Below are 19326 nucleotides of genomic sequence, written 5' to 3'. Positions count from 1 at the left end.
GAAAAGCCCCCGTGGCCCCAAGGTGCCTAAGCCCAAGACATGGGTCCAAGGCACGGCGGTGCATGCGCATGTTTCAACGGACAGAGTAATCAAGGCTGCCAAAACTAAAAGACCTTGAAAGGGATGGTCGTAAGAGCGGTAACGCTCGCAGATCTCCGCTCCGGTCGCGGCGTAGATCGCCCGTTGGTAGAGGTGAACGAGTTCTGATTTGTCCTCGATCTGCTCGGCCGGTACGTCCGCGAGAGTTGCGTAGCCTTCGGCCTGTTTGGCGCGGCGCCAGGTGGCGAACTCGCGGTTCACGCTGATGGCAGCGGCGATGGTCGCGGTTTCCAGACGTATCGGCGTGACGCTGGAGTCGATGCGCAAAGTGCCGCGCACGTCGTCGAGGTCGATCGATGGCCAAAAGGGGTCGGTGTTGATGTGGCCGCTCGGGGCCGGGTTACCGGTGCCGCCCGCTACGAATCCGCTCATGAATCTGCGCTCTGTTGTAGGTCGCCGGTGGTCGGGGCTTCACGTTCAGGAGGAGCGGCCTGGCCGATCCGCCCCGAGCCGGCGGGGTGCGTGGGGACGCTCGGTTAGCTGCCAGCGGCAGCGAGTTTGTTGAGCAGGCGTTCGGCCCGCTCCAGATCCTTTTTGCCACCGCAGGCGTCGTGCAGGTCGATGGCTTTTTTCAGCAAGTCGATGCCGGCTTGCACCTGACCCGGTTGGCCGGGCTTTTCGTCGGTGATGCCTTCGAGCGTTGCGCGCCCCATGGCGAGGAACAGCTTGGCGCGTGCCTGGTCCGGCATGTCTTCGGCGTCGGTCAATTCGGCGGTGCGGTGCAGGATGGCCAAGTCGAACGGCTCGCCGACCTTCTGCGCCTTGAACGCGGCGGTCGCGACCTCTTCGGCGACGAGGCAGCCAGTGGTGCGTTCGAAGCGATCCGGCATGACCATCTTGTGTTGCAACACGTACTGCGCGACGTCGAGGCCACCGGTGAAGTCGCCGGCGTCGAAGCGCCAGACCATTATGGTGGTCAGGACTTCGTCTTGGGCGCCTTGGCCGGCGTCCAGCACGCCTTGCACGTAGGGGATGTATTCGGGCAGCAGCTGACGCTTGAGTTCGGCCTTGCCTTGGTTCGATTGCACCTGTTTCAGGCGCAGGCGATCTTGCAGCAACTGGTTGAGCTGATGTTCGTAGGCCGTGGCGCCGGCCATGGTTTGCGTGGGTTCAACGGCTGCCGCCTCCTTGGCGGCAGTGACGCGTTGAAAATGACGACGGCAAGGGTTTGTCATGGTCGGCCCCTCAAGCCAGGGTGATGTTTTCGGCCATGGCGGCACAGCCAAGGTCTTCGATCACATAGCTTTCGTTGACCGATTCGAAGTTCTCGATGCGGTCGCGTTTGGCGTTGTCGACGACGGTGCGGCGGCGGGTGCCTTCCTGCCAGTAGATCGACAGGTTATCGAGGCGAGTCACCAGCAGGCCGTTGGGCGGGAAGTGCGGCACGCGCACGGCAGGCAGATTGCCCAGACGCTTTTGGCTGGTGACGATGTCAGCGGCCAACATTTCAGTCGGCGCCTGAGTCTTGTTGATGATCGGGAAGTACTTGTCTGCCAACAGCTGACGGCCGCAGATGACCACCAGATCAGTGTCTTCCTGATACCACGGATCAATAAACTCGTTGACCATGCTGACAACCAACGCATCGATATTTTCGAAGTCCTTACCGGCTCCGATTTCGATCTTGCCGCTGCCAGCCCCTACCTCGGCCATAACGCGGGCTTCGTTTTCGGTGCGCATTTTTTGCAACCAACCGATGTTGACGTCCTGCAACAGCGGGTTGGTTGCCGGATTCGACGTGGCGGCACGGCTGGTGCCGTTCCAGCCGATCATGATCCGGTTGAGTGCCTGGGCTTTGATGATCGCGTCGCGGATACGCGCCTGGAAGTCTTTGAACTTCGCCCACTGATCCAGCTTCTGGTAACGCAGGCCGGTGTCGAAGTTGGTTTGCGTGCAGGTGTACCCGCGATTGTCCAGGCTGCTCGGGTCACGGGGTTCGCGATCCTTCACGGTGGTGTCGGTGGTGCTCGCAATCGTGCCATCGATACCGATACCGATTTTCTCGCCGGACTGCTCCGATACACCGTAAATGTTGATCGAGCTGAGGAACGAACTGGATTCCTGAATACGGGTTTCCAGCGTTTGGGCAACGCTCGGTGCGGCGGTGAATTTGGTGGTGACGTCGCTCACGCCGTGCAGCTGAGCAAGCTGTTGCAGGTAAGCGTTGAACAGAACTCGTGTGTCGTTACGCATGGTGGTCGTCCTTCGTTTTTCGGGGCTTTGGTGGGGCTGACTGTCAGCAGTCGGTCACGACCGAGTTATCGCCGCCGGTAATCGGAGGGCGCGTCTTTTGGTTGTGGTCTTGGGTGGTGGAGAGCTTGGTCTTCAACTCGGTGAAGTCCCTGCTCAATTGATCCAGTCGGGTACTCAGGCCTGCGGAGAATTTCTTCTCGGCGCTCAGTTGGTCCGGCAGGTCCTTGACGTGTTCGGCGACGGCTTCGACGGCATCACTGATCTGGGAAAACTCGCTGTCGTCCTTGGTCTGTTTGCCTTTGAGCAGGTTTTGCACCTTGCTGAAAAGCTGGGCGCCGATGCTCGGCTTTTCCTCGACCTCTTCGAATGTCAGTTCGGTTTCGACCGCCTCGGTGAACATCGAGGTCGCGGAGTAATGGCGATCCTTGAACGGATTGGCTTCGGGTTTTTGAGCGGAGAACGCGAGGACGTCGGTACCCAGGCTGGCAGGCGAGTCGGTCACCGCCAGACCAACGATGTACGCCTCACCCGTATCGGAAAAGCTGTCGTCGATTTCGATGGAGGTGTAAATCTTTTGCTTCGCCTTGTTCATGGCGATCAGTTCCGGCGTCGGCTCAACCTGGGCGAACAGCGCCAGTTTCTTCTGACCGTTCATGTCCACTTCTTCGGTCTTCACTGCCAGCACGTCGCCGTAGGCTTTGAACGGACTGTCGGGCAGCACGCTGCGGTAATGCTCCAGCCAAATGCGGGCGCCATAGGTGGACGGGTTGAAGTTCTTCGCAGCCTGTTCCAGCCAGCTGCGTTTGATGGTGCGCTTGTCCGAGGTAGCGCCCTCGACGGCGACGCGGAACCAGTTGCTGCGAAATTTCTTCATGCCGGGAATCCTCATTGCGTAGGGCGCCTGCTGTTGGCTGAGCAGTGCGTTGCGATGAGGGGCATGGTCGTGACGCGCGCGAGTTGCGGCAATGAGGCGGGACTGTAAGGGCGGGGGCTACAAGGGGCGGTGCTATTGAGTCGCGGTCGCGGGCGGCAGCATCGCGGCCATGACTACGACCGCACTGCTGCCCATCGATCCCCGCCGCCAATCCAAGTTCCTCTACTGGATGGGTTGGCGCATCTGCGAGATTGCCGAGGCTACGGGCGAAAAGGAAAAAACGCTACACAGCTGGAAGGCCCGCGACGAGTGGGACCGGGCCGACAACGTCGAGCGTATCGGCGGGGCACTGGAAGCGCGGTTGGTGCAGTTGATCCTCAAGGACAATAAGAGCAGCGGCGACTTCAAAGAGATCGACCTGCTGCACCGGCAGTTGGAGCGCCAAGCGCGGATCCAGCGCTTTCAGGGGGGCGGTACCGAAACCGACCTCAACCCGAATCTGGCGAAACGCAACGCCGAGCCGAAGAAAAAGGCCGTCAAAAACGAGATTGACGAAGACCAGATTGAGCTGCTGCGTGAGGCCTTCATCGATGGCTGTTTCGACTATCAGAAAGACTGGTACCGGGCTGGCAATCAGCGCACCCGCGTCATTCTCAAGAGCCGGCAGATCGGTGCGACTTACTACTTCGCACGCGAGGCGTTCATCGATGCGCTGGACACCGGGCGCAACCAGATTTTCCTGTCGGCCTCGAAGAACCAAGCGTATTTGTTTCGGGGCTACATTCAGGCGTTCTGCCGCGAGATTATCGGCGTCGAGCTGACTGGCGATCCCATCGTTCTGCCAAACGGCGCCGAGCTGTTTTTCCTCGGTACCAACGCCCGCACTGCCCAGGGCTATCACGGCAATTTCTACTTCGACGAGTTTTTCTGGACGTTCAAGTTCGAGGAACTGAACAAGGTCGCCTCCGGTATGGCGATGCACAAGAAGTGGCGCAAGACCTACTTTTCCACGCCGTCGAGCATGGCCCACGAGGCGTACACCTTCTGGACGGGCGAGCGATTCAACAAGGGCAAGCCCGCCGCGCAGCATACGAAAGTGGACGTGTCCCACGGGGCGCTCCAGCAGGGCCGTTTCCGTGAGGATCGGCTGTGGCGGCAGATCGTCACGATTTTGGACGCGGAGCGGGGCGGGTGCGACCTGTTCGACATTGAGGAACTGCGCCGCGAGTACAGCCCCGAGGCGTTCGCCAACCTGCTGATGTGCGACTTCGTCGACGACGGCGCGAGCATCTTCCCGCTGACCCTGTTGCAGTCCTGCATGGTGGATAGCTGGGTCGAGTGGGCCGAGGACTACAAACCTTTCGCCATGCGCCCGTTCGGCGACCGCCAAGTGTGGATTGGCTACGACCCGGCCGAGACGGGCGACTGTTCCGGCATGGTCGTGGTCGCGCCGCCCCTGGTACCGGGTGGCAAGTTTCGCATCCTCGAACGCCACCAATTCCGGGGCATGGACTTCGCCGCGCAGGCCGCGTTCATCAAGAGCGTCTGCGACCGCTACTGGGTGACCTACATCGGGATCGACGTGACCGGTCTGGGCAGCGGTGTGGCCCAGCTGGTGCGCCAGTTCTTCCCGGCGGTGACCACCTTCAGCTACTCGCCCGAAGTCAAAACCCGCCTGGTACTCAAGGCCTACGACGTGATCCACAAGGGCCGGCTCGAATTCGATGCCGGCTGGACCGACATGGCCCAGTCGCTGATGGCGATCCGCAAGACCGTTACCGCTGGCGGACGCCAGTACACCTACACCGCCGGCCGCAACGACAACACCGGCCACGCCGATCTGGCCTGGGCGCTCTTTCACGCATTGCACCACGAACCGCTTGAGGGGCAGACCACTGCCAATACCGGGCGCATGGAGATTTACTGATGACAGAACAACTCGCCAACCAGACATTGCCCGCGACGACACCCGCCACTGGCGCGGGAACTCAGGTGTTCTCCTTCGGCGAGCCGACGCCGGTGCTGGGTGGTCGGGAGGTTTTCGATTACCTGGAGTGCTGGTTCAACGGGCGGTGGTATGAGCCGCCGTTGTCGCTGGATGGGCTGGCTCGGTCGGTGGGGGCGAGCGTGCATCTGCATTCGGGGCTGATGTTCAAGCGCAACCTGTTGAGCAAGACGTTTATCCCGCATCCGCTGCTTTCGCGGGCTTCGTTTGAGCAGTTTGCGTTGGACTTCTTGTGCTTGGGCAATGGCTATCTGGAAGGGCGGCGTTCGCGGTTGGGCGGGGTTCGGAAGCTGGAAACGCCGTTAGCGAAGTACATGCGCGCCGGCCCGGATGGGCAGTTTTACCAGGTGCGCGGGTGGAAGGATGAACACGCGTTTGAGCCGGACAGCATTTTTCATCTGCGTGAGGCGGATCTGCATCAGGAGATTTATGGGCTACCGGAGTGGATCAGCGCGTTGCAGTCGGCGCTGTTGAACGAGTCGGCGACGTTGTTTCGGCGCAAGTATTATGAGAACGGGAGTCATGCAGGTTTCATCTTGTATATGACGGATGCTGCGCAGACCGAGGCGGACATTGATGCGTTGCGGAAGGCGTTGAAGGAGTCGAAGGGGCCGGGAAATTTCAGGAATTTGTTCGTTTACTCGCCGACCGGTAAGAAGGACGGAATTCAGCTGATCCCCGTCAGCGAGGTGGCGGCGAAGGATGAATTTAACTCGATCAAGAATCAGACACGGGATGACGTGTTGGCCAGCCTACGCATTCCGCCGCAGTTAATGGGGATTGTGCCGCAAAACGCAGGTGGGTTTGGGTCGATCAGAGAGGCAGCGCAGATCTATGCGGCCAATGAGCTGGAACCGATTCAGACGCGTATGTCGCAGTTGAATGAATGGTTGGGTGAAGAAGTTGTCAAGTTCAAACCATATTATATCCCCGCAGGGAGCGAAACTTCCGCACAGTAAGCCAATTCGCGAGCCGGTGCTTCAACACAGGCTCGACGTTTTTTAAATGTCTAACTCCAAAATATCTGATGGCTTCCAAAGCCCTGTGACACTTTCGAACTCTACATCCTTCCAATTTTCTGACCATTTACTAAAAAATGCAATATCTACAGAGTTCGGTGTTGCTATGCATTTGTCGATTTTTACCATGGAGGGAATTATTATTGAGTCCCCAATTATAAGTGCTTCGCCCGACTGCAGGGTGGGTAGATTTGATATTAAATCCCCAGAGGTGTCTGGTAGTAGTTTTCGTACATAACTCTGGTCGTCTGGATTTGTCAGGCGCATGGCAACAAAGTTACTGCATTGAGAGAAAATGGTTTCCGAGACTTCAGATGGGCGTTGACTGACTATGGCAAGTGTAACGCCATATTTTCGACCTTCTTTGGCGATCCTCTCAATCGCATTTTTGGATGCGCGATAACGTGTTAAGTCGCTGCGAGGAACATATTTGTGCGCTTCTTCATAAACTAGAAGGATAGGCGTCTCGCAGTCCGACTGTTGTGATAAAAGTCTTTTATAGTAGTATCCGAACTCGAACAAAATCCTGGATATTAAAGATACAGTGATGCTTAGTACTTCAAAAGGTATTCCGCTCAAGTCAATGACGGTAACGTTCGCTTCACTATTTTTTTGATAACCTAGAAATTGTTCTAACACGCCCTCGATAGTAAGTTCGTCAACGTTCTTGAATAGGAAGTCCAACCTTGAGTTGCTGATTGTGTTCTCCAGTCGCATTATAAATCGTTCAAAATCACCAGTGTAAGGGCCGTTTACAAAGTCTGCGCTAAGTTTGTCGAATTCATACTCATTTTGGAAGTATTCGGGGATGCGCGACTCAAATGATTTGTTGTTCTTGTCTTCTGGTTTGCGCCCCTTTTTTTTGTTGATGAGTTCGGAATTCATGTTTTTGATGTACCGCATTACCTCGTGTATATCAAATTTAAGTGGTGAGTCAAAGAAAACTTTTTTCCCTTCATTATGAAGTTTTTTGTTTTCAATGACAGCGTATCTAAATTGAGAAACTTGATTGTATGAATTGTTTTCTGAGCTTTCGATGAATAATTCGCTCAGTTCCTCACCGTCAAATAGCCAGTAAGGAATTTTTAATTTTTCTGAGTTTAAGTAATTACAGTTTGGGAACGCGCTTTTATATTCTCCATGTATGTCAAATATGACGATGTGAGAATTGTTTAGTCCCTCGAAATTTCCGTGTTTTGAATCTGCTGCAGATTGGAGGAGTTTTGCAACTGTATGCGATTTTCCCGAGCCTGTTGAGCCAACTATCGCAAAATGCTTGTTAAAAAATTTATTGCCGTTTATAGGCACTCTCGTGTTATGGCTGTTTACAAGTGATGAAAATATTAGTTTGTCTTTTAATGTCAGGTCTGTGGAATAAATATCATCAAGCTCTTTTGCTTCTAGTATCCGTATGCTGTTATTAGGTGGCAGGGGGATTCCGTGGCCACCTCGTTTGAATATCATGCCTTCGTCCGTCTCGTGAAGCATACCTATAAGTTTCACGTCCAGTAGAAAAGATGGTGATTTGGCCGGGGAGTTTGCATCGGTTACATAATTATCTTTTACTTTGTAATTGTCTATGACACCGACAACATGTTGTCCCGCGTACTCTCTGCACGGTACCCCGACGTAGCTTCCTATACTGAACTCCCCAGAAAATTTCGAAGGATCAACAATCTCGATAATCAACGCGTTTGAAGAGACGCTTACAATTTTGAAGTTTTCGGAATTCATACTTACCTCTTGAATAATTGCCAAATTTCATCGCAGTGGAGTTCGTTAATTTGGAACGAGGGAATGTCGGTGTAATCGCTAAATTTATCCGCGTCGAAATAGTAAATTCTGTCCGGTCGATCGTAATCTGAATTAGATTTTATAAAATTTTCCAGGGTGATGATTCGTGCTTTGTAAGATATTTGTCCTAACGTCTCAAGGGCTCTACCTGTAGCCGTTGTTTTTCGTAAGGATAAGTGTCTCCTGTTGAATTGTTGACTATTGAATTGGATTGATTCATAGCCATCGTTAAAAGTTATGTTTTTAAGTAGCATGCCTTTTTTTAAGGAAGTAATCTCCGGTTGGTCGACGATGAAAGTAATGGGGTGGACATCGTACGTTGGCTTGTTAAATTGCTGTTCGATTATGGAGGTGATCAGGTTTGTGAGTTGTGAAGTCTGTTTAGCTAGATTTATGCCTATGAATAATAAGTTGTTCTGCTGTGGCTGCAGTTTTGGGAAAACTTTTTTTAATGTTTTTATAAGCGATTCTCGTCCGCTCATATAAGCCAGAGTTGAATAGAAGAATTGATGCTTGCGATCTGTGAGAGAGGAGATTATTCCTTTTCTGGTACAAACTCTCGAATCAATATCTGGATTTGATATTACAAGCCGGCGTAAGTGATCCGCTAAATAGCAGTAATAGAATGAAGCTTCAGAATCGGCGGCGCAGAAAGCTTGGCTTGCGATTATATTGAGTGCTCGATCAAATTGGGTTCTGTGATTAGGTGCGAATATAAGCTGGAATTTAGCTGCGAAGGATTTTTTTAATGAGCTAGGGATGGACTTTATTATTTCATGTTTTTTTCGATGTGCGTCCGAGCAGTTTTTATTTAGTTTGATTTCAAGGATGTTGTCGATTTCAGTGGCATCAAAAGTCTTAATGCTTTCCATTTGGTCGGAGAAGTAACAATAAAGTATGTAGGTTCTATCAGCTGTATCGGACTCGAATTCTTGAATTAACTGAACTACAGGGTCTCGAATTTTTGAAAACGCAAAGGTTTGCGTTTCTTTATATTTGACTTGGGTGACGAAAGCATCCGAGTTTAGATCTTGGATTCTTTCTATAGAAATTTCGTCGGTGTCCGCCGCTGCCGAAAAAATTTCAATGATGGTTTTGTCTATTTGAAAGTCAAAGCCCTTGAGTGCGTAATAACCGCCATCTTCCATAAATTCGCCTTTAGTCGTCAGCTTTGATGCCAGAATAGTGGCGCAAAATTTCAGTGTAGAACACGTTCTCAGTTCTTTCCTCTCCCCTCCAAACTCAAACGGCAAAGGGCGTCGCACCAGCTCGATTGAACGCTGGCGCGCGCCGTCGTCCCCCCACCTCGCCTGCGGGCTAAATGAGTCTTTTTTTCCGCAGTCCTGCACCCGGCCAAGCGCCCCCACGACCGGGCGCTGTAGTAGGGGCGTCGAAGGTCAAAAAGCCTGCGGATCCCTGCGAAGGGTGGGGGGCTGACAGGGTGGATCTGGCGAAGCGGGAGGCAGGTAGACGAAACCTTTCGATGCGGGTTTTTCAGGAACGCCATCGGAAAAAAGTAATGTGGTAATTCAAATATCGGAACACCGGCAAAAGCCCCGTATTCATTGGCTTTGCTGGCTTACTTCGGAAAGTAATTTTGAGTAATGAAAAAGGTAATGTGGTTGTAAGTGGTTGATTTATAAGGTCTGTACAAAAACAAATATTACTTCCTTAAAAGGTAATTATCTTACTTCTACATTACTCAAAAATTACTTCATGCCGATTCTTTGCAGCCCAGTAAAATCAAGGCTCTCAGCAAGATTGACCGTTCGGCTTACCAAAATTACCTTTTTCCGACGCCTTTCCCGAAAAACGGCATCTTCTATAAGGCGGCGCAGCCGATGGCCGCTGGGCTCACTCACGCAGATGATAAAGGGACACTCTCGCGCAGGTGGTTTTGCCCGTGCGGAAACGCTTGTAGGAAGTGCTTGGGATTGGAGCGACTGGCGTGTGTGTCGACGATGCGAGATGAGTGTCGCTTGTCCCGCCAGGGGGAGAAAAGAAATGGGGTGGTACGAAAATGGTACGTGCGCTTCTTGATGATGCTGGAGGCCGCGACTTTATAGGCCTGTAGAATTAGCCGTGCCAATCCATCATCGGGGCGACGGAGAAGCGGCGGGAGAGTGGGGCGGGTTGTAGAGGCATTGGGGGAATCTGGATCAGAGGGGCGAAGGTGGGGGAGTTTATCAGGAATGGGGTGGGCAGAGCCTCACGCACTTTGATCGATGTGGCCATGCTTAGTGATAACGCGCCGACGCTGGTCGGCTGAGTATCGTGGTCTGTCCCCAATTTCGCCTGCGCGACCGCCTTGCCACTGCTGATCTGCGCCTGTCAGTCCTACTCGACGCCGCCACCGGCGCCGGCAACGGATCGATGTCAGCCACCACCGCCACCGGCGGCGTGGTTCATGGCCCCACAAGAGCCGAACTTGACCCAGCGCATGCTCAACGAATTATCGGCGTCACCGATGACGGCGACCGGGGGCTGATTGCTCTTGCGGCCTGTCAGGCATACGCCAAAGAAGTCTCATCACCGAAGTGAAAAAGAGCGGCCGGTCCGGATGCGTCAACATCCGGATCGACCGCCGTCCCTGCAGATGGTCCCTGCAAGTCCAGCCAAGGCTCTTGCTCCGTGCACAAAGCGCGGCGAGCCTGGCACCTGTTTATCCATACAGTAAAGGTCTTGCTATCAATGTCTACACCCATCATCCCTTGGATGGGCGGCAAACGCTGCCTGGCCGACCGCCTCATTCCGCTTTTTCCGCCACACGAATGCTACGTTGAAGTCTTTGCCGGCGGTGCCGCGCTCTACTTCATGAAGCCCCAGCCATCGCCGGTCGAAGTCCTCAACGACATCAACGGCGACCTGGGCACGCTTTACCGCGTCGTGCAGAACCATCTCGAAGAGTTCGTGCGCCAGTTCAAATGGGCGCTCAGTTCGCGGCAGGTGTTCGAATGGCAGAAAATGACCCGCCCCGACACCCTCACCGACATCCAGCGCGCCGCCCGATTCTTCTACCTGCAGCACCACGCCTTCGCCGGCAAGGTCACTGGGCAGACGTTCGGCACGGCGACCACCGCACCGGCCATCAATCTGCTACGGATCGAAGAAAACCTCTCAGCCGCGTGGCAACGCCTGTCCGGCACCTACGTCGAAAATCTCCCCTGGCTTCAATGCGCTGAACGTTACGACCGCGCCCATACCTTCCACTACATGGATCCGCCTTACTGGCAGACCGCCGGGTACGGCGTGGACTTTCCATTCGAGAACTACGAACGAATGGCCGACTTCATGCGCCGCTGTAAAGGCAGGGTGATGGTCAGCATCAACGATCACCCGGACATCCGGCGCGTGTTTGAAGGCTCCCACTTCGAAACCTTAGACATCCGTTACACCACCACTAACCAGCGGCAGGGGAAGGCTGAAGTCAGTGGCGAGCTGGTAATCATGAATTGGGAGCCAGCAGCGTTGGGCGGATTGTTGTTCTAAACAATGTTGTATTGTTACTTGATGTTTCAGCAAGATAATGACGTAGGCGCGCCTAATTTAACTTGAAAGGAGCCGCTTATCATTGCATGAGCTAGATCAATAAATGTCTCGTGAAACAAGAGTATTCTGTTTCCAACAGTGCTGCTAAATAGTATTTAAAAGGTGCTGTTTAACTTGAGTTTTTGTGAAAAAAAAGAGTGGTTTATGGCCTGCGCTCAATGGGGTTGAAGTTGAGATTTGTGCCGTTGGTATGGATGTGATGATAAAAATGTTTGGAAAACAAAAATTGGTAAATTTTATAAGGAGGGCAACAAGAGCGAAGAAATAAATATTGCTGATATAGAAAAGCAATACCTATAGATTAATTAAAATACGAGGGAACGTATATGTTGAACACTAAAGTACTGGTCGCAGCAATAGTTATGTTCGGATCAATCGCTACCAGTCACGCGGAAGAGGCCGATGTAAGCAGAGCACGTGGCTATAGTATTGGGACGGCTATCGTGTCGTCGCAAGCTACAGGCGATTGTCCCTCCAGTTACCGAGGAGTCACTGATACTGGACAGGCTCCCGGTACAGATCACAACGCGTGTACACAAGCAAAGAACGTTGCGAAGGCTAACCTTCGTGGCAAGGTGCCTCAGGCTTGCGCGAAGTACATTACGGCAACCCCCCCTTGCAAGGTTGTAAATTGACGCTCCCCGCACTGCCGTAAACAAAAATGCCGCCGCATGATTTGCGGCGGTACAATCATGAAACCAGGAAGCAATATCCCATGTCACAGTACTCCGTCTATTTGAGCGGTCACAAACGTATTGTTGATGCCCTCCCCGCAGACTCCCTTTCCGTGCTTCGAAACAAGATCGGGGCGGCGGCGGATGATTACAACTTCATATATTACAATGAGTTCACTGAACAAAAAACCATCCTGAACGATCGCTCCGTGGAGGCCCGCAAGCCCATTTCAAGCATTGCCTTTCCCGATCCCACGACAAACACCAACACCATCGTGCAAATGGGCTTGGTGGCCGGAGGCAAGACCGACCTTTTTGGCACCCAGACGGATTGGCTCTACAACCGGAACGCCGGGGTTCGGATCACTCTGAATAAGAGTGACAGCAAGGCCATAACCGCCAACCAGGGAAAATTCGATCCCATCATGCTGAGGGATGTTCAACCGACCAACGAGCAGAGCAACGCCTTCTACGATCGGGTTGTCATCTGCGAGAAAGGCTCCGTGGTGAACTTCGAAATCAGTTCCTGGGGCGCGGCTGGCTTTGGTTATTCGGTGAGCAGCGAAAAGGACACTATCTGCAGTTCCCTCTACGTTACATATGGGGACAACCCCAATCAAAAATCCTTCAGTACCCTGAGACGCTATCAAGACTCTAAGAATTCTATCCAAATTGAAAGTACGGCATCACTAAACATACCAACGCAGGAAGTTGTATATTACCAAAAAATTACGGTGAAAACATGGCGTCTTACCAGTTATAAAGAAAATGGCAAAACCTATACCAGTAACATGGAAGCGCCCGCGCCCACCGCTCCCCGATCGATGGCTCTTCAGGGCGCGAGCCTAAATCTCAAGAGCGTGGCGGCGAACGAGCGATTCACTCCAGGAGACCCGACCGGGAATATCTACGTACCGGGCGATACCATCGAGACGGGCGCCCCCTCGCGCGGCCCCCAATCAGACCAAACTTTCGGCTTGATGGAGCTTCTCCAACAAGATGACCCCAACCAGAAAGTCATTGGCGCGGTTGTCTTTTACTTCTTCGTCTTCAAGGACAAGGAATCCGCTGACAAGGTCATTAATGTCCTGAACGCGCCCGGTCCTTGGGCCGTGGATTGAAAGCGATCACCTCACCTCATGTCAAATGAGATGAACGCGCCCCACCGCCCACCACGATACTCACCACCTCTAGGGTAATTGGATTATCCACTTTAAAGATACACATAAAAAAGGAATAAGACATATGGCAACTACACTTGTTTTAGTCGAACGCACCGATGGTCAACGTCGCAACGTGGCCCTGGATCTGGACGCCTCATTAACGGCAACCCGCGAGGTTCTGACCGGCAAAGGGCTTATGACCTCCGCCGATGATTTTCTTCTCCGCGGCGCCCCGGTCGATCGGGACGACGAAGACGACGTGCGCTTGTCGGCCTTGGTCGGCGCCGATGGCTCCGGCACGCTCATGATTGGCGTGGTGTCGACGGGCCTGGAGGATCCGGACAACACGGTGGACCGTTACAATCATCTCACCACCAGCCAAAAGCTGGCCCTCTTCAACGAGATTGAAATCTATCGGGGCATCACGGCGGCGGAAGACAAGGGGTTTTATCGGACCTTCAAGCCCTGTATCGCCTCATGGAACGCCAACCAGCTCCCCGCGTCGGCCAAGCCCACCTACATGAGCGAGAACCGCGTCATCTCCACCTTTTCCGAGGTGGGGAACACCTTGGCCCAGACCACTTCCGACAAAAGCTCGGTATCGGTGACGACCCCCATCGGCGGAGGCCAGACCGACTTCTCCTATGCCCAATCCCATACGACGACATCGAAAAAAGTAAAACAGTACCTGCTTGGCAAGTACATGGTGAATAAGGTCGCCCTCTCCCAAGAGCGCGCGAACCTCGTCCTGGTTTCCGATTTCGAAAGCGCCATCGCCACGGCCATCTCGCCAAGCTACGAAATCGACGCCTATGTCAACTTGATCGAAACCTTGAACAGCCGCGGCTACTATGTGGCTCGGGCCTTCACCCTGGGCGGCATGCTGGTCAGCGAGGAAACCGCCGAGGTATCGGAATACACGGAATCCCGGTCGGAGGAAAAGGACTTCTCGGTCGGCTTCAAGTTGGCCATCAAGGGCTTTGGTGGTGGCTCGGACTACACCCATAGCGAAGGCCATGAGGAATCGGAATCGAATACCAGCAAGTACAAGAATACGTCCCTGACCAAGATTGGCGGATCCGTCACCGCGAACACCTATGATGCTTGGACGGAATCATTGAAACCCGCCATCAATTGGGACGTGATCGATCACATGGAACTCTACCCGACCCTGGCGCTTCTCAGGGATATGCGCGTGGCCCGACGTTGCCTGTCCTTGATGGATGAATATCATACCTATGATACGGTCAGAAACCGGCAGACGGTGATCGATATTGGCAAGTATACGACCCTCGTGCAGCAGATTCTGTTCACCAACGGGTGATGAACGCGCCGGTTTTGCCGGGGGCTGATTGCTCTTCGTGACGGGGGTTATGGCTGGAGTTTCCAGAGCGGTGCAGTGGTTTGCTTCGGCCTCCGCAGGCGGGAAGCTTCCGATGGGCCGAAGCACCTCATCTCGCCGGTCAGCCGATCTTCGCCGCAATCGATACGATCGCCTGCCATCGGGAGCCGTGCTGACTCCCGGTATCAAACACCAGCCGAACCGCGCGGTCACGCACTTCAGGGGAAAGCGAGAATGGCTATCCCTGCGCCGTATGGCAATCACCCTTTGATGCTTGTCCCTGTGATGCAGATGGTGCTTGCCATACCTGAATCCGTGTTGTGGGTCGTGGGCGACACCTGGGTCAAGTGCGAAAACGGCTTCTACTTCGTCGGGGCTGATGAGGAAGTGGATTACAAACGTGTATATGAGCTACTTCGCGACGCCCAGGGTGATGTTTATCCCTGGGCTGATTATTGAGGACCCATAACTCGTGAAATACGAACACGAAGCAACCAGAGTAGCTGTGGTGATTAAGCTGACCATCAACCAGGGGATTGCGACAATGAGCGCGCTGGTATTTTGGGCGATATTCGCGAAGGTTCAACCCGTGGGTGACGTGCTGATTGGCGCTGTGATTGCCTTCGCTATCAGCACGGCTATCACGGGTTACCACGCTCACAGGGCACAGGGAAAGCACGTTGATCTGATCGTCGACGAGAAGTAGTAAAACGCTCAGATGCACCCTCAAGCCCTGGCCGTCAAAATTCCGGGGCCGAGGACGTAGAGGAGCGCCTATTTCACCTTCCCGACCGTCAAGGTAAGAAAGTGACAATCAGTCCTGTGATCCCCGTGTTTCAGTGCCCGCGTGATATCGCCTTGAAGCTATTTCGAGAGGCCGGCCGAACCTGGAATGCACGCACCCTAGAAGAGATGGGAGATCACCTTTTCAATTTCTGTGTAACCAATTCCTCGTTACGGGACTAGATCCTGCAATCAAAGAATGAAAAGGCTGATGCGGCTTTTCATAGTGCTTGGAGGGCAAAGGCTGATGGCCTGTTTGGCGAGTGTGCCGATATCGCTAATGCTTCAAAGCACCTCGTAGTAAAGCCAGTTTCGGTCGGTGGTGGCAATCAGCAATTGTCAGCGCTAGGCCCAAATGGTGTGATCAAAGGGCTTGAGAAAGAACGGAAAGCTTGCATCGTGAATACGTATTCCCGTTCGCAATGAATCTGGCGTGATCGCCTGGGTATTCCATAGAACATCACGTCAGTCATGTTGCTGTCAGTGTCAACAGTCAGACTTTTATGGCGTGATTTTGTAGCAGGCGGGCAGTGAGTTCGAGTTTGTCATTACGCTCGCTTGCTCGCTCAGGAAAAGTAATGAGCCCATTCTCATCGACCCGCTCCTGGCCGAAAGCATCATCAATAGCTTGAGCCATGGCACTACGACCAGCCGTCGTATGCGGATCGATTGGACTCTCCTGGAGGCGAAGCCGGTTGTCACTGACAGCCAACTGCAGCTCATCCAGCTCGCTGGCAAGGGTCGCAATCCTGCTATCCATCCGTTGGGCCAGTTCATAGAGGCGGCTCTCTATGCCGATCGCCATCGCTCGGTTGTCAAGATATTGCCCCTTGCTTTGGTCAAATCTGCTCATGGCACGTGCAGCTAATTCCAATGCATAGGCCTTGGTGGCCATCGCATTGACGCTGCCCTCCCAGCCCACCTCGGTGCCAACACCCAGGGTCACACCGAGGGTCGTGTGTAGTTTGACGCCTGCCGAGCCTATAGCTGCTGTTGCACCTGCTGTGGCACCAACGCCCAGATTAGCGGCAGCGCGAACCTTGGCCGATAGGCTGTATGCATTGGCGTATTGGCTCTTGAACAAGTTGAGCTGAGCGCTCCCTTCTGCTTTCAGGCCGGCGAAAGCCGAGGCATTAGCTGTCACGCGGGCCATCGGTCCCGCTGGGGTCATCATCAGTGCGGCTTCTGCCCCCAGTTTGGCGTTGACGCCAACCTCGGCAGCGCCTTCGAGTTTGGCATTAAGCAGGTTGCCGACAGTCCAACTGCCCTCGACTGACAGCCCAAGCTTGCTGACCAGCTCGGCGCTGGCACCGATGCGCAGCAGGCTCACATCGTGAGGGCCAGGCTTATAGCGCTCACCCTCAGTTTCGTTGAGGATCCGGGGGGCGGAGTTGAACGCTAGTGACCCTTCGACTTTACCGATCATCGCTTCGGCCTTGGCTCCGGCCATGTTCTCCTGGACCAGGGTCGCTTTTGTGGAAAACTCGCCAATAGGGCTCTGGCTGCGAGCTTCCCATTTACCGATCTCGATTTTGGCAAATGCTTCAACCAACACGCTGGCGTTGATTAGCCCTATATCGATGAACTCCTTCTGACTGACAGGCTGTCCGGGCTTGATCTCGTGACTGGCAACATCAAGAGGACGCTTGAGCTCAGCTCGTACACCGAGCTCATAGCTCATCTTTTGCTTGCTTTCTCCTTGCCAGAGTAATTTTTTCTCTTCAGCCAAGGCCTGATAGGGGGCGTCCAGTCCATCCACCAGCGCTGTCAGTAATTCGGTCCTTAGTAGCCCAATCTCACCCTGCTGCTTCACCTTCTGGGCCAGACTCAGAGCTAGCACTTCCTTGAGGTGGCCCATCTCCAGGAGGTGGCTGTGGGCTATCAGAATGTCACGACCGTTCTCTTCGGCTGTGGCTTGTGGCTGCAGCGCCCCAAGAGTTGGTAATTGCAGGCGCAGTGCGCCACAGAATGCCTTCCACTCATGACTACCGGCGACTTCCTCTTGGGTGGGAGCACGCTCTAGACGGCAGGCTGTCATCGTTTCACTTACGCCGAACATCAGGTCGAGTCCACTCTGCAGTTCTCGTTTGAACAGATCATGAGCCCCCTGTTGCCGTAAGTGAGTGAGTTCCCCTATCCATTGACGAATATGATGATTACTCTCAATGGGTTGATTAATTCGCCCCTGCTCATTACAGACCCATGCCCGTTGAAAGGATGGGGCCTGCCCTCCTTGGCTGAACGCTTGACGTCGAGAGGCGATGTCATTCACCAGTCGTTGAAGTACCGGATCCTGCTGACGGGATCGGTTCCTTCCTGACTTGAGCCAAAACTGCAACGCGTTATCGATTTTCGCCAATGCGGGCAGCGAAGGTGTTTTCTGGGCCTGATAATTACGTACTGCCTGAATGACAGCCTTTAGTTCTTTACTCTGGCGGTGAGTTATGCCGCGGCGGATCCCTCGTTCAAACTCACGGTTTCCGGTATCAAGAAGGCGCAGTCTGTTGTTACCCAGAGTGATGACCGTCGGCTGTTGCGGCCTGGATTGAGACGGGGGGAGCTGGCTGATGTTGGGATTATGGGGGGCTGCCTTCATGTAATTACCCAGTTGCCAATGGGGAGAAAGACCTTTAACTTACGCCTTTACCCAGAAGCAATTTGTCAGAGATAGCCTCTCTTTTTTAGGATTCAGACCAACCCGAATGAGAGGAGAGCGGGTCCCTCTTGTTCAGCGGTAGGCCATGCATTAGCGCCCATGTGCTAAAAAAATACGACGACAGCTAGTAAGCAACAGCCTGGCGGCCAAATAGAGTGTCGTTCTCCTTTGAACAAGGCTTGGCTATGTATCACTCGCTCGTCACCGCACTCTTTACTCACCTTGGACTACCCACTCCGGATGCCGGGCAAACCATAACAACGTTTGCTGTCAACGATGAGCTGGTATTGACGTTGGCGGAAGACGACGATCATTTGGCCATCTATCTGCTGCTACCGGGCCATGTGATGCCTAATGTCCCCTTGCTGACAAAGTTCTGCAGCGACACTGTGTTTCTGTTGGATCGGACACCTCAGGGTGAGACTCTGCTTTGGAGCCGGGAGTGGCTAGATCATTTGACGGTCGACAGTTTGTTGCTGCTCTTGGAGCGTGCTATTGAACTGGGTACTGAACTACTCGCCCATAAGCTCGACAGTCAACAATCGCTGGAACAGAGTTCGGGAATAAGGGGGTAGCGGGCGGGGGCAATCCAGCGGGGTCCGTTTTTCTCGGCAATAGAAACGGCAAGCTTCCGTAAGGTTTCGGGGGAATCGTCTACCACTTCTTTCGTGATCTCTATCGATTTATGGCGGCCAAACCCTCTGCCCTGGGCGGAAGCTAGGCGATGAAGAACGACGTACGCGATGGTCACAATTTCCATGTCTAGCTTCCTGATGGCATGAAGCTACGACTGTATCTGATGGAGGTAAGATACCCAGTTTGGGCGGCGAGCGAGTCGTTTCGGTGCAATCTGGATTGGAGCGACAGTTACTGACGACAAGATGTGCTTGGGTAGGCTGGAAGTGGGCGCGCGGTGGTACGAAAGAGGTACGCGGAAAAAACAGATTCTCTGATGGCCTTTATTTGTAAGGCCTTCAGAATTAGATGGTCCAATCCATCACTGATAAAGCTGTGGATTTTGCGCCCGGCTGGCAGATATCGACCGATTCTGGTGAAAAAGTCGACCTTGGTTTCCACGGCAGAAAAGTACGCGTCTGAGATTGAAATCCTTGTTTTTGGCTGAGGCTTCCGGGCTCAGGTTTCACGTAGCAACGTGCAAAAGTTGCATTTTCCCC

The 19326-nt window shown here is 53.7% G+C and carries 14 protein-coding genes and 2 pseudogenes; 8 read left to right on the top strand and 8 right to left on the bottom strand.

Features of this window, described 5'->3' with window-relative positions:
• Positions 1–129: 129 nt before the first annotated feature.
• From CKW18_RS26320 to CKW18_RS26305, 4 genes and pseudogenes are all read right to left on the bottom strand, one after another.
• Positions 130–471 (bottom strand): annotated as a pseudogene (locus CKW18_RS26320) (head completion/stabilization protein); the annotation flags it as partial.
• 104 nt (positions 472–575) lie between these two features.
• The gene (locus tag CKW18_RS26315) at positions 576–1274 is read right to left on the bottom strand and encodes a terminase endonuclease subunit (RefSeq protein ID WP_095191456.1); all 699 of its coding nucleotides are present in this window, start codon (positions 1272–1274) and stop codon (positions 576–578) included.
• Positions 1275–1284: 10 nt separating this feature from the next.
• A complete protein-coding gene (locus tag CKW18_RS26310; protein WP_095191455.1) occupies positions 1285–2292 on the bottom strand; it encodes a phage major capsid protein, P2 family in 1008 nt (335 codons plus the stop codon).
• A 43-nt stretch (positions 2293–2335) separates the two neighbouring features.
• The gene (locus tag CKW18_RS26305) at positions 2336–3166 is read right to left on the bottom strand and encodes a GPO family capsid scaffolding protein (RefSeq protein WP_095191454.1); all 831 of its coding nucleotides are present in this window, start codon (positions 3164–3166) and stop codon (positions 2336–2338) included.
• Between the two features lie 169 nt (positions 3167–3335).
• Between CKW18_RS26305 and CKW18_RS26300 the strand changes: the two genes are divergently transcribed.
• Together CKW18_RS26300 and CKW18_RS26295 are read left to right on the top strand one after the other, a co-directional pair.
• Positions 3336–5093: a terminase ATPase subunit family protein gene (locus tag CKW18_RS26300; RefSeq protein WP_095191453.1), complete on the top strand. Its 1758-nt coding sequence runs from the start codon at positions 3336–3338 to the stop codon at positions 5091–5093.
• Complete coding sequence (locus CKW18_RS26295) at positions 5093–6130, top strand: phage portal protein (RefSeq protein ID WP_095191452.1); 1038 nt, start codon at positions 5093–5095, stop codon at positions 6128–6130. The genes CKW18_RS26300 and CKW18_RS26295 overlap by 1 nt, the downstream gene beginning before the upstream one ends.
• Before the next feature lie 42 nt (positions 6131–6172).
• On the opposite strand, the gene CKW18_RS26290 is transcribed toward CKW18_RS26295, so the two are convergent.
• Both CKW18_RS26290 and CKW18_RS26285 read right to left on the bottom strand, forming a co-directional pair.
• Complete coding sequence (locus tag CKW18_RS26290; protein WP_095191451.1) at positions 6173–7924, bottom strand: ATP-binding protein; 1752 nt, start codon at positions 7922–7924, stop codon at positions 6173–6175.
• A 2-nt stretch (positions 7925–7926) separates the two neighbouring features.
• Entirely contained in the window at positions 7927–9351 is a 1425-nt protein-coding gene (locus CKW18_RS26285) for a hypothetical protein (protein WP_141233160.1), read from the bottom strand.
• A 919-nt stretch (positions 9352–10270) separates the two neighbouring features.
• On the opposite strand from CKW18_RS26285, the pseudogene CKW18_RS31215 reads away from it, so the two are divergent.
• From CKW18_RS31215 to CKW18_RS26255, 6 genes and pseudogenes are all read left to right on the top strand, one after another.
• Positions 10271–10525: pseudogene (locus CKW18_RS31215) on the top strand (lysis protein); the annotation flags it as partial.
• A gap of 150 nt (positions 10526–10675) precedes the next feature.
• Entirely contained in the window at positions 10676–11473 is a 798-nt protein-coding gene (locus CKW18_RS26275; protein WP_095191449.1) for a DNA adenine methylase, read from the top strand.
• A gap of 775 nt (positions 11474–12248) precedes the next feature.
• Positions 12249–13328, top strand: coding sequence for a hypothetical protein (locus CKW18_RS26270; RefSeq protein WP_095191448.1), 1080 nt, complete (start codon positions 12249–12251; stop codon positions 13326–13328).
• Positions 13329–13452: 124 nt separating this feature from the next.
• Positions 13453–14694, top strand: coding sequence for an MAC/perforin domain-containing protein (locus tag CKW18_RS26265; protein WP_095191447.1), 1242 nt, complete (start codon positions 13453–13455; stop codon positions 14692–14694).
• A 252-nt stretch (positions 14695–14946) separates the two neighbouring features.
• Complete coding sequence (locus CKW18_RS26260) at positions 14947–15171, top strand: hypothetical protein (protein ID WP_095191446.1); 225 nt, start codon at positions 14947–14949, stop codon at positions 15169–15171.
• A gap of 13 nt (positions 15172–15184) precedes the next feature.
• The gene (locus CKW18_RS26255) at positions 15185–15418 is read left to right on the top strand and encodes a hypothetical protein (protein WP_095191445.1); all 234 of its coding nucleotides are present in this window, start codon (positions 15185–15187) and stop codon (positions 15416–15418) included.
• A gap of 570 nt (positions 15419–15988) precedes the next feature.
• Here the strand turns inward: CKW18_RS26255 and CKW18_RS26250 are convergent.
• Positions 15989–18091, bottom strand: coding sequence for a hypothetical protein (locus CKW18_RS26250; RefSeq protein ID WP_095191444.1), 2103 nt, complete (start codon positions 18089–18091; stop codon positions 15989–15991).
• Positions 18092–18686: 595 nt separating this feature from the next.
• Positions 18687–18911, bottom strand: coding sequence for a hypothetical protein (locus tag CKW18_RS30705; RefSeq protein ID WP_157815158.1), 225 nt, complete (start codon positions 18909–18911; stop codon positions 18687–18689).
• Between the last annotated feature and the right edge of the window lie 415 nt (positions 18912–19326).

The organism is Pseudomonas sp. Irchel 3E19, from assembly GCF_900187585.1.
GTDB lineage: Bacteria > Pseudomonadota > Gammaproteobacteria > Pseudomonadales > Pseudomonadaceae > Aquipseudomonas > Aquipseudomonas baetica.
Note: the sequence above shows the minus strand (reverse complement) of the source record. Positions and strands in the feature narration are given on the sequence as shown.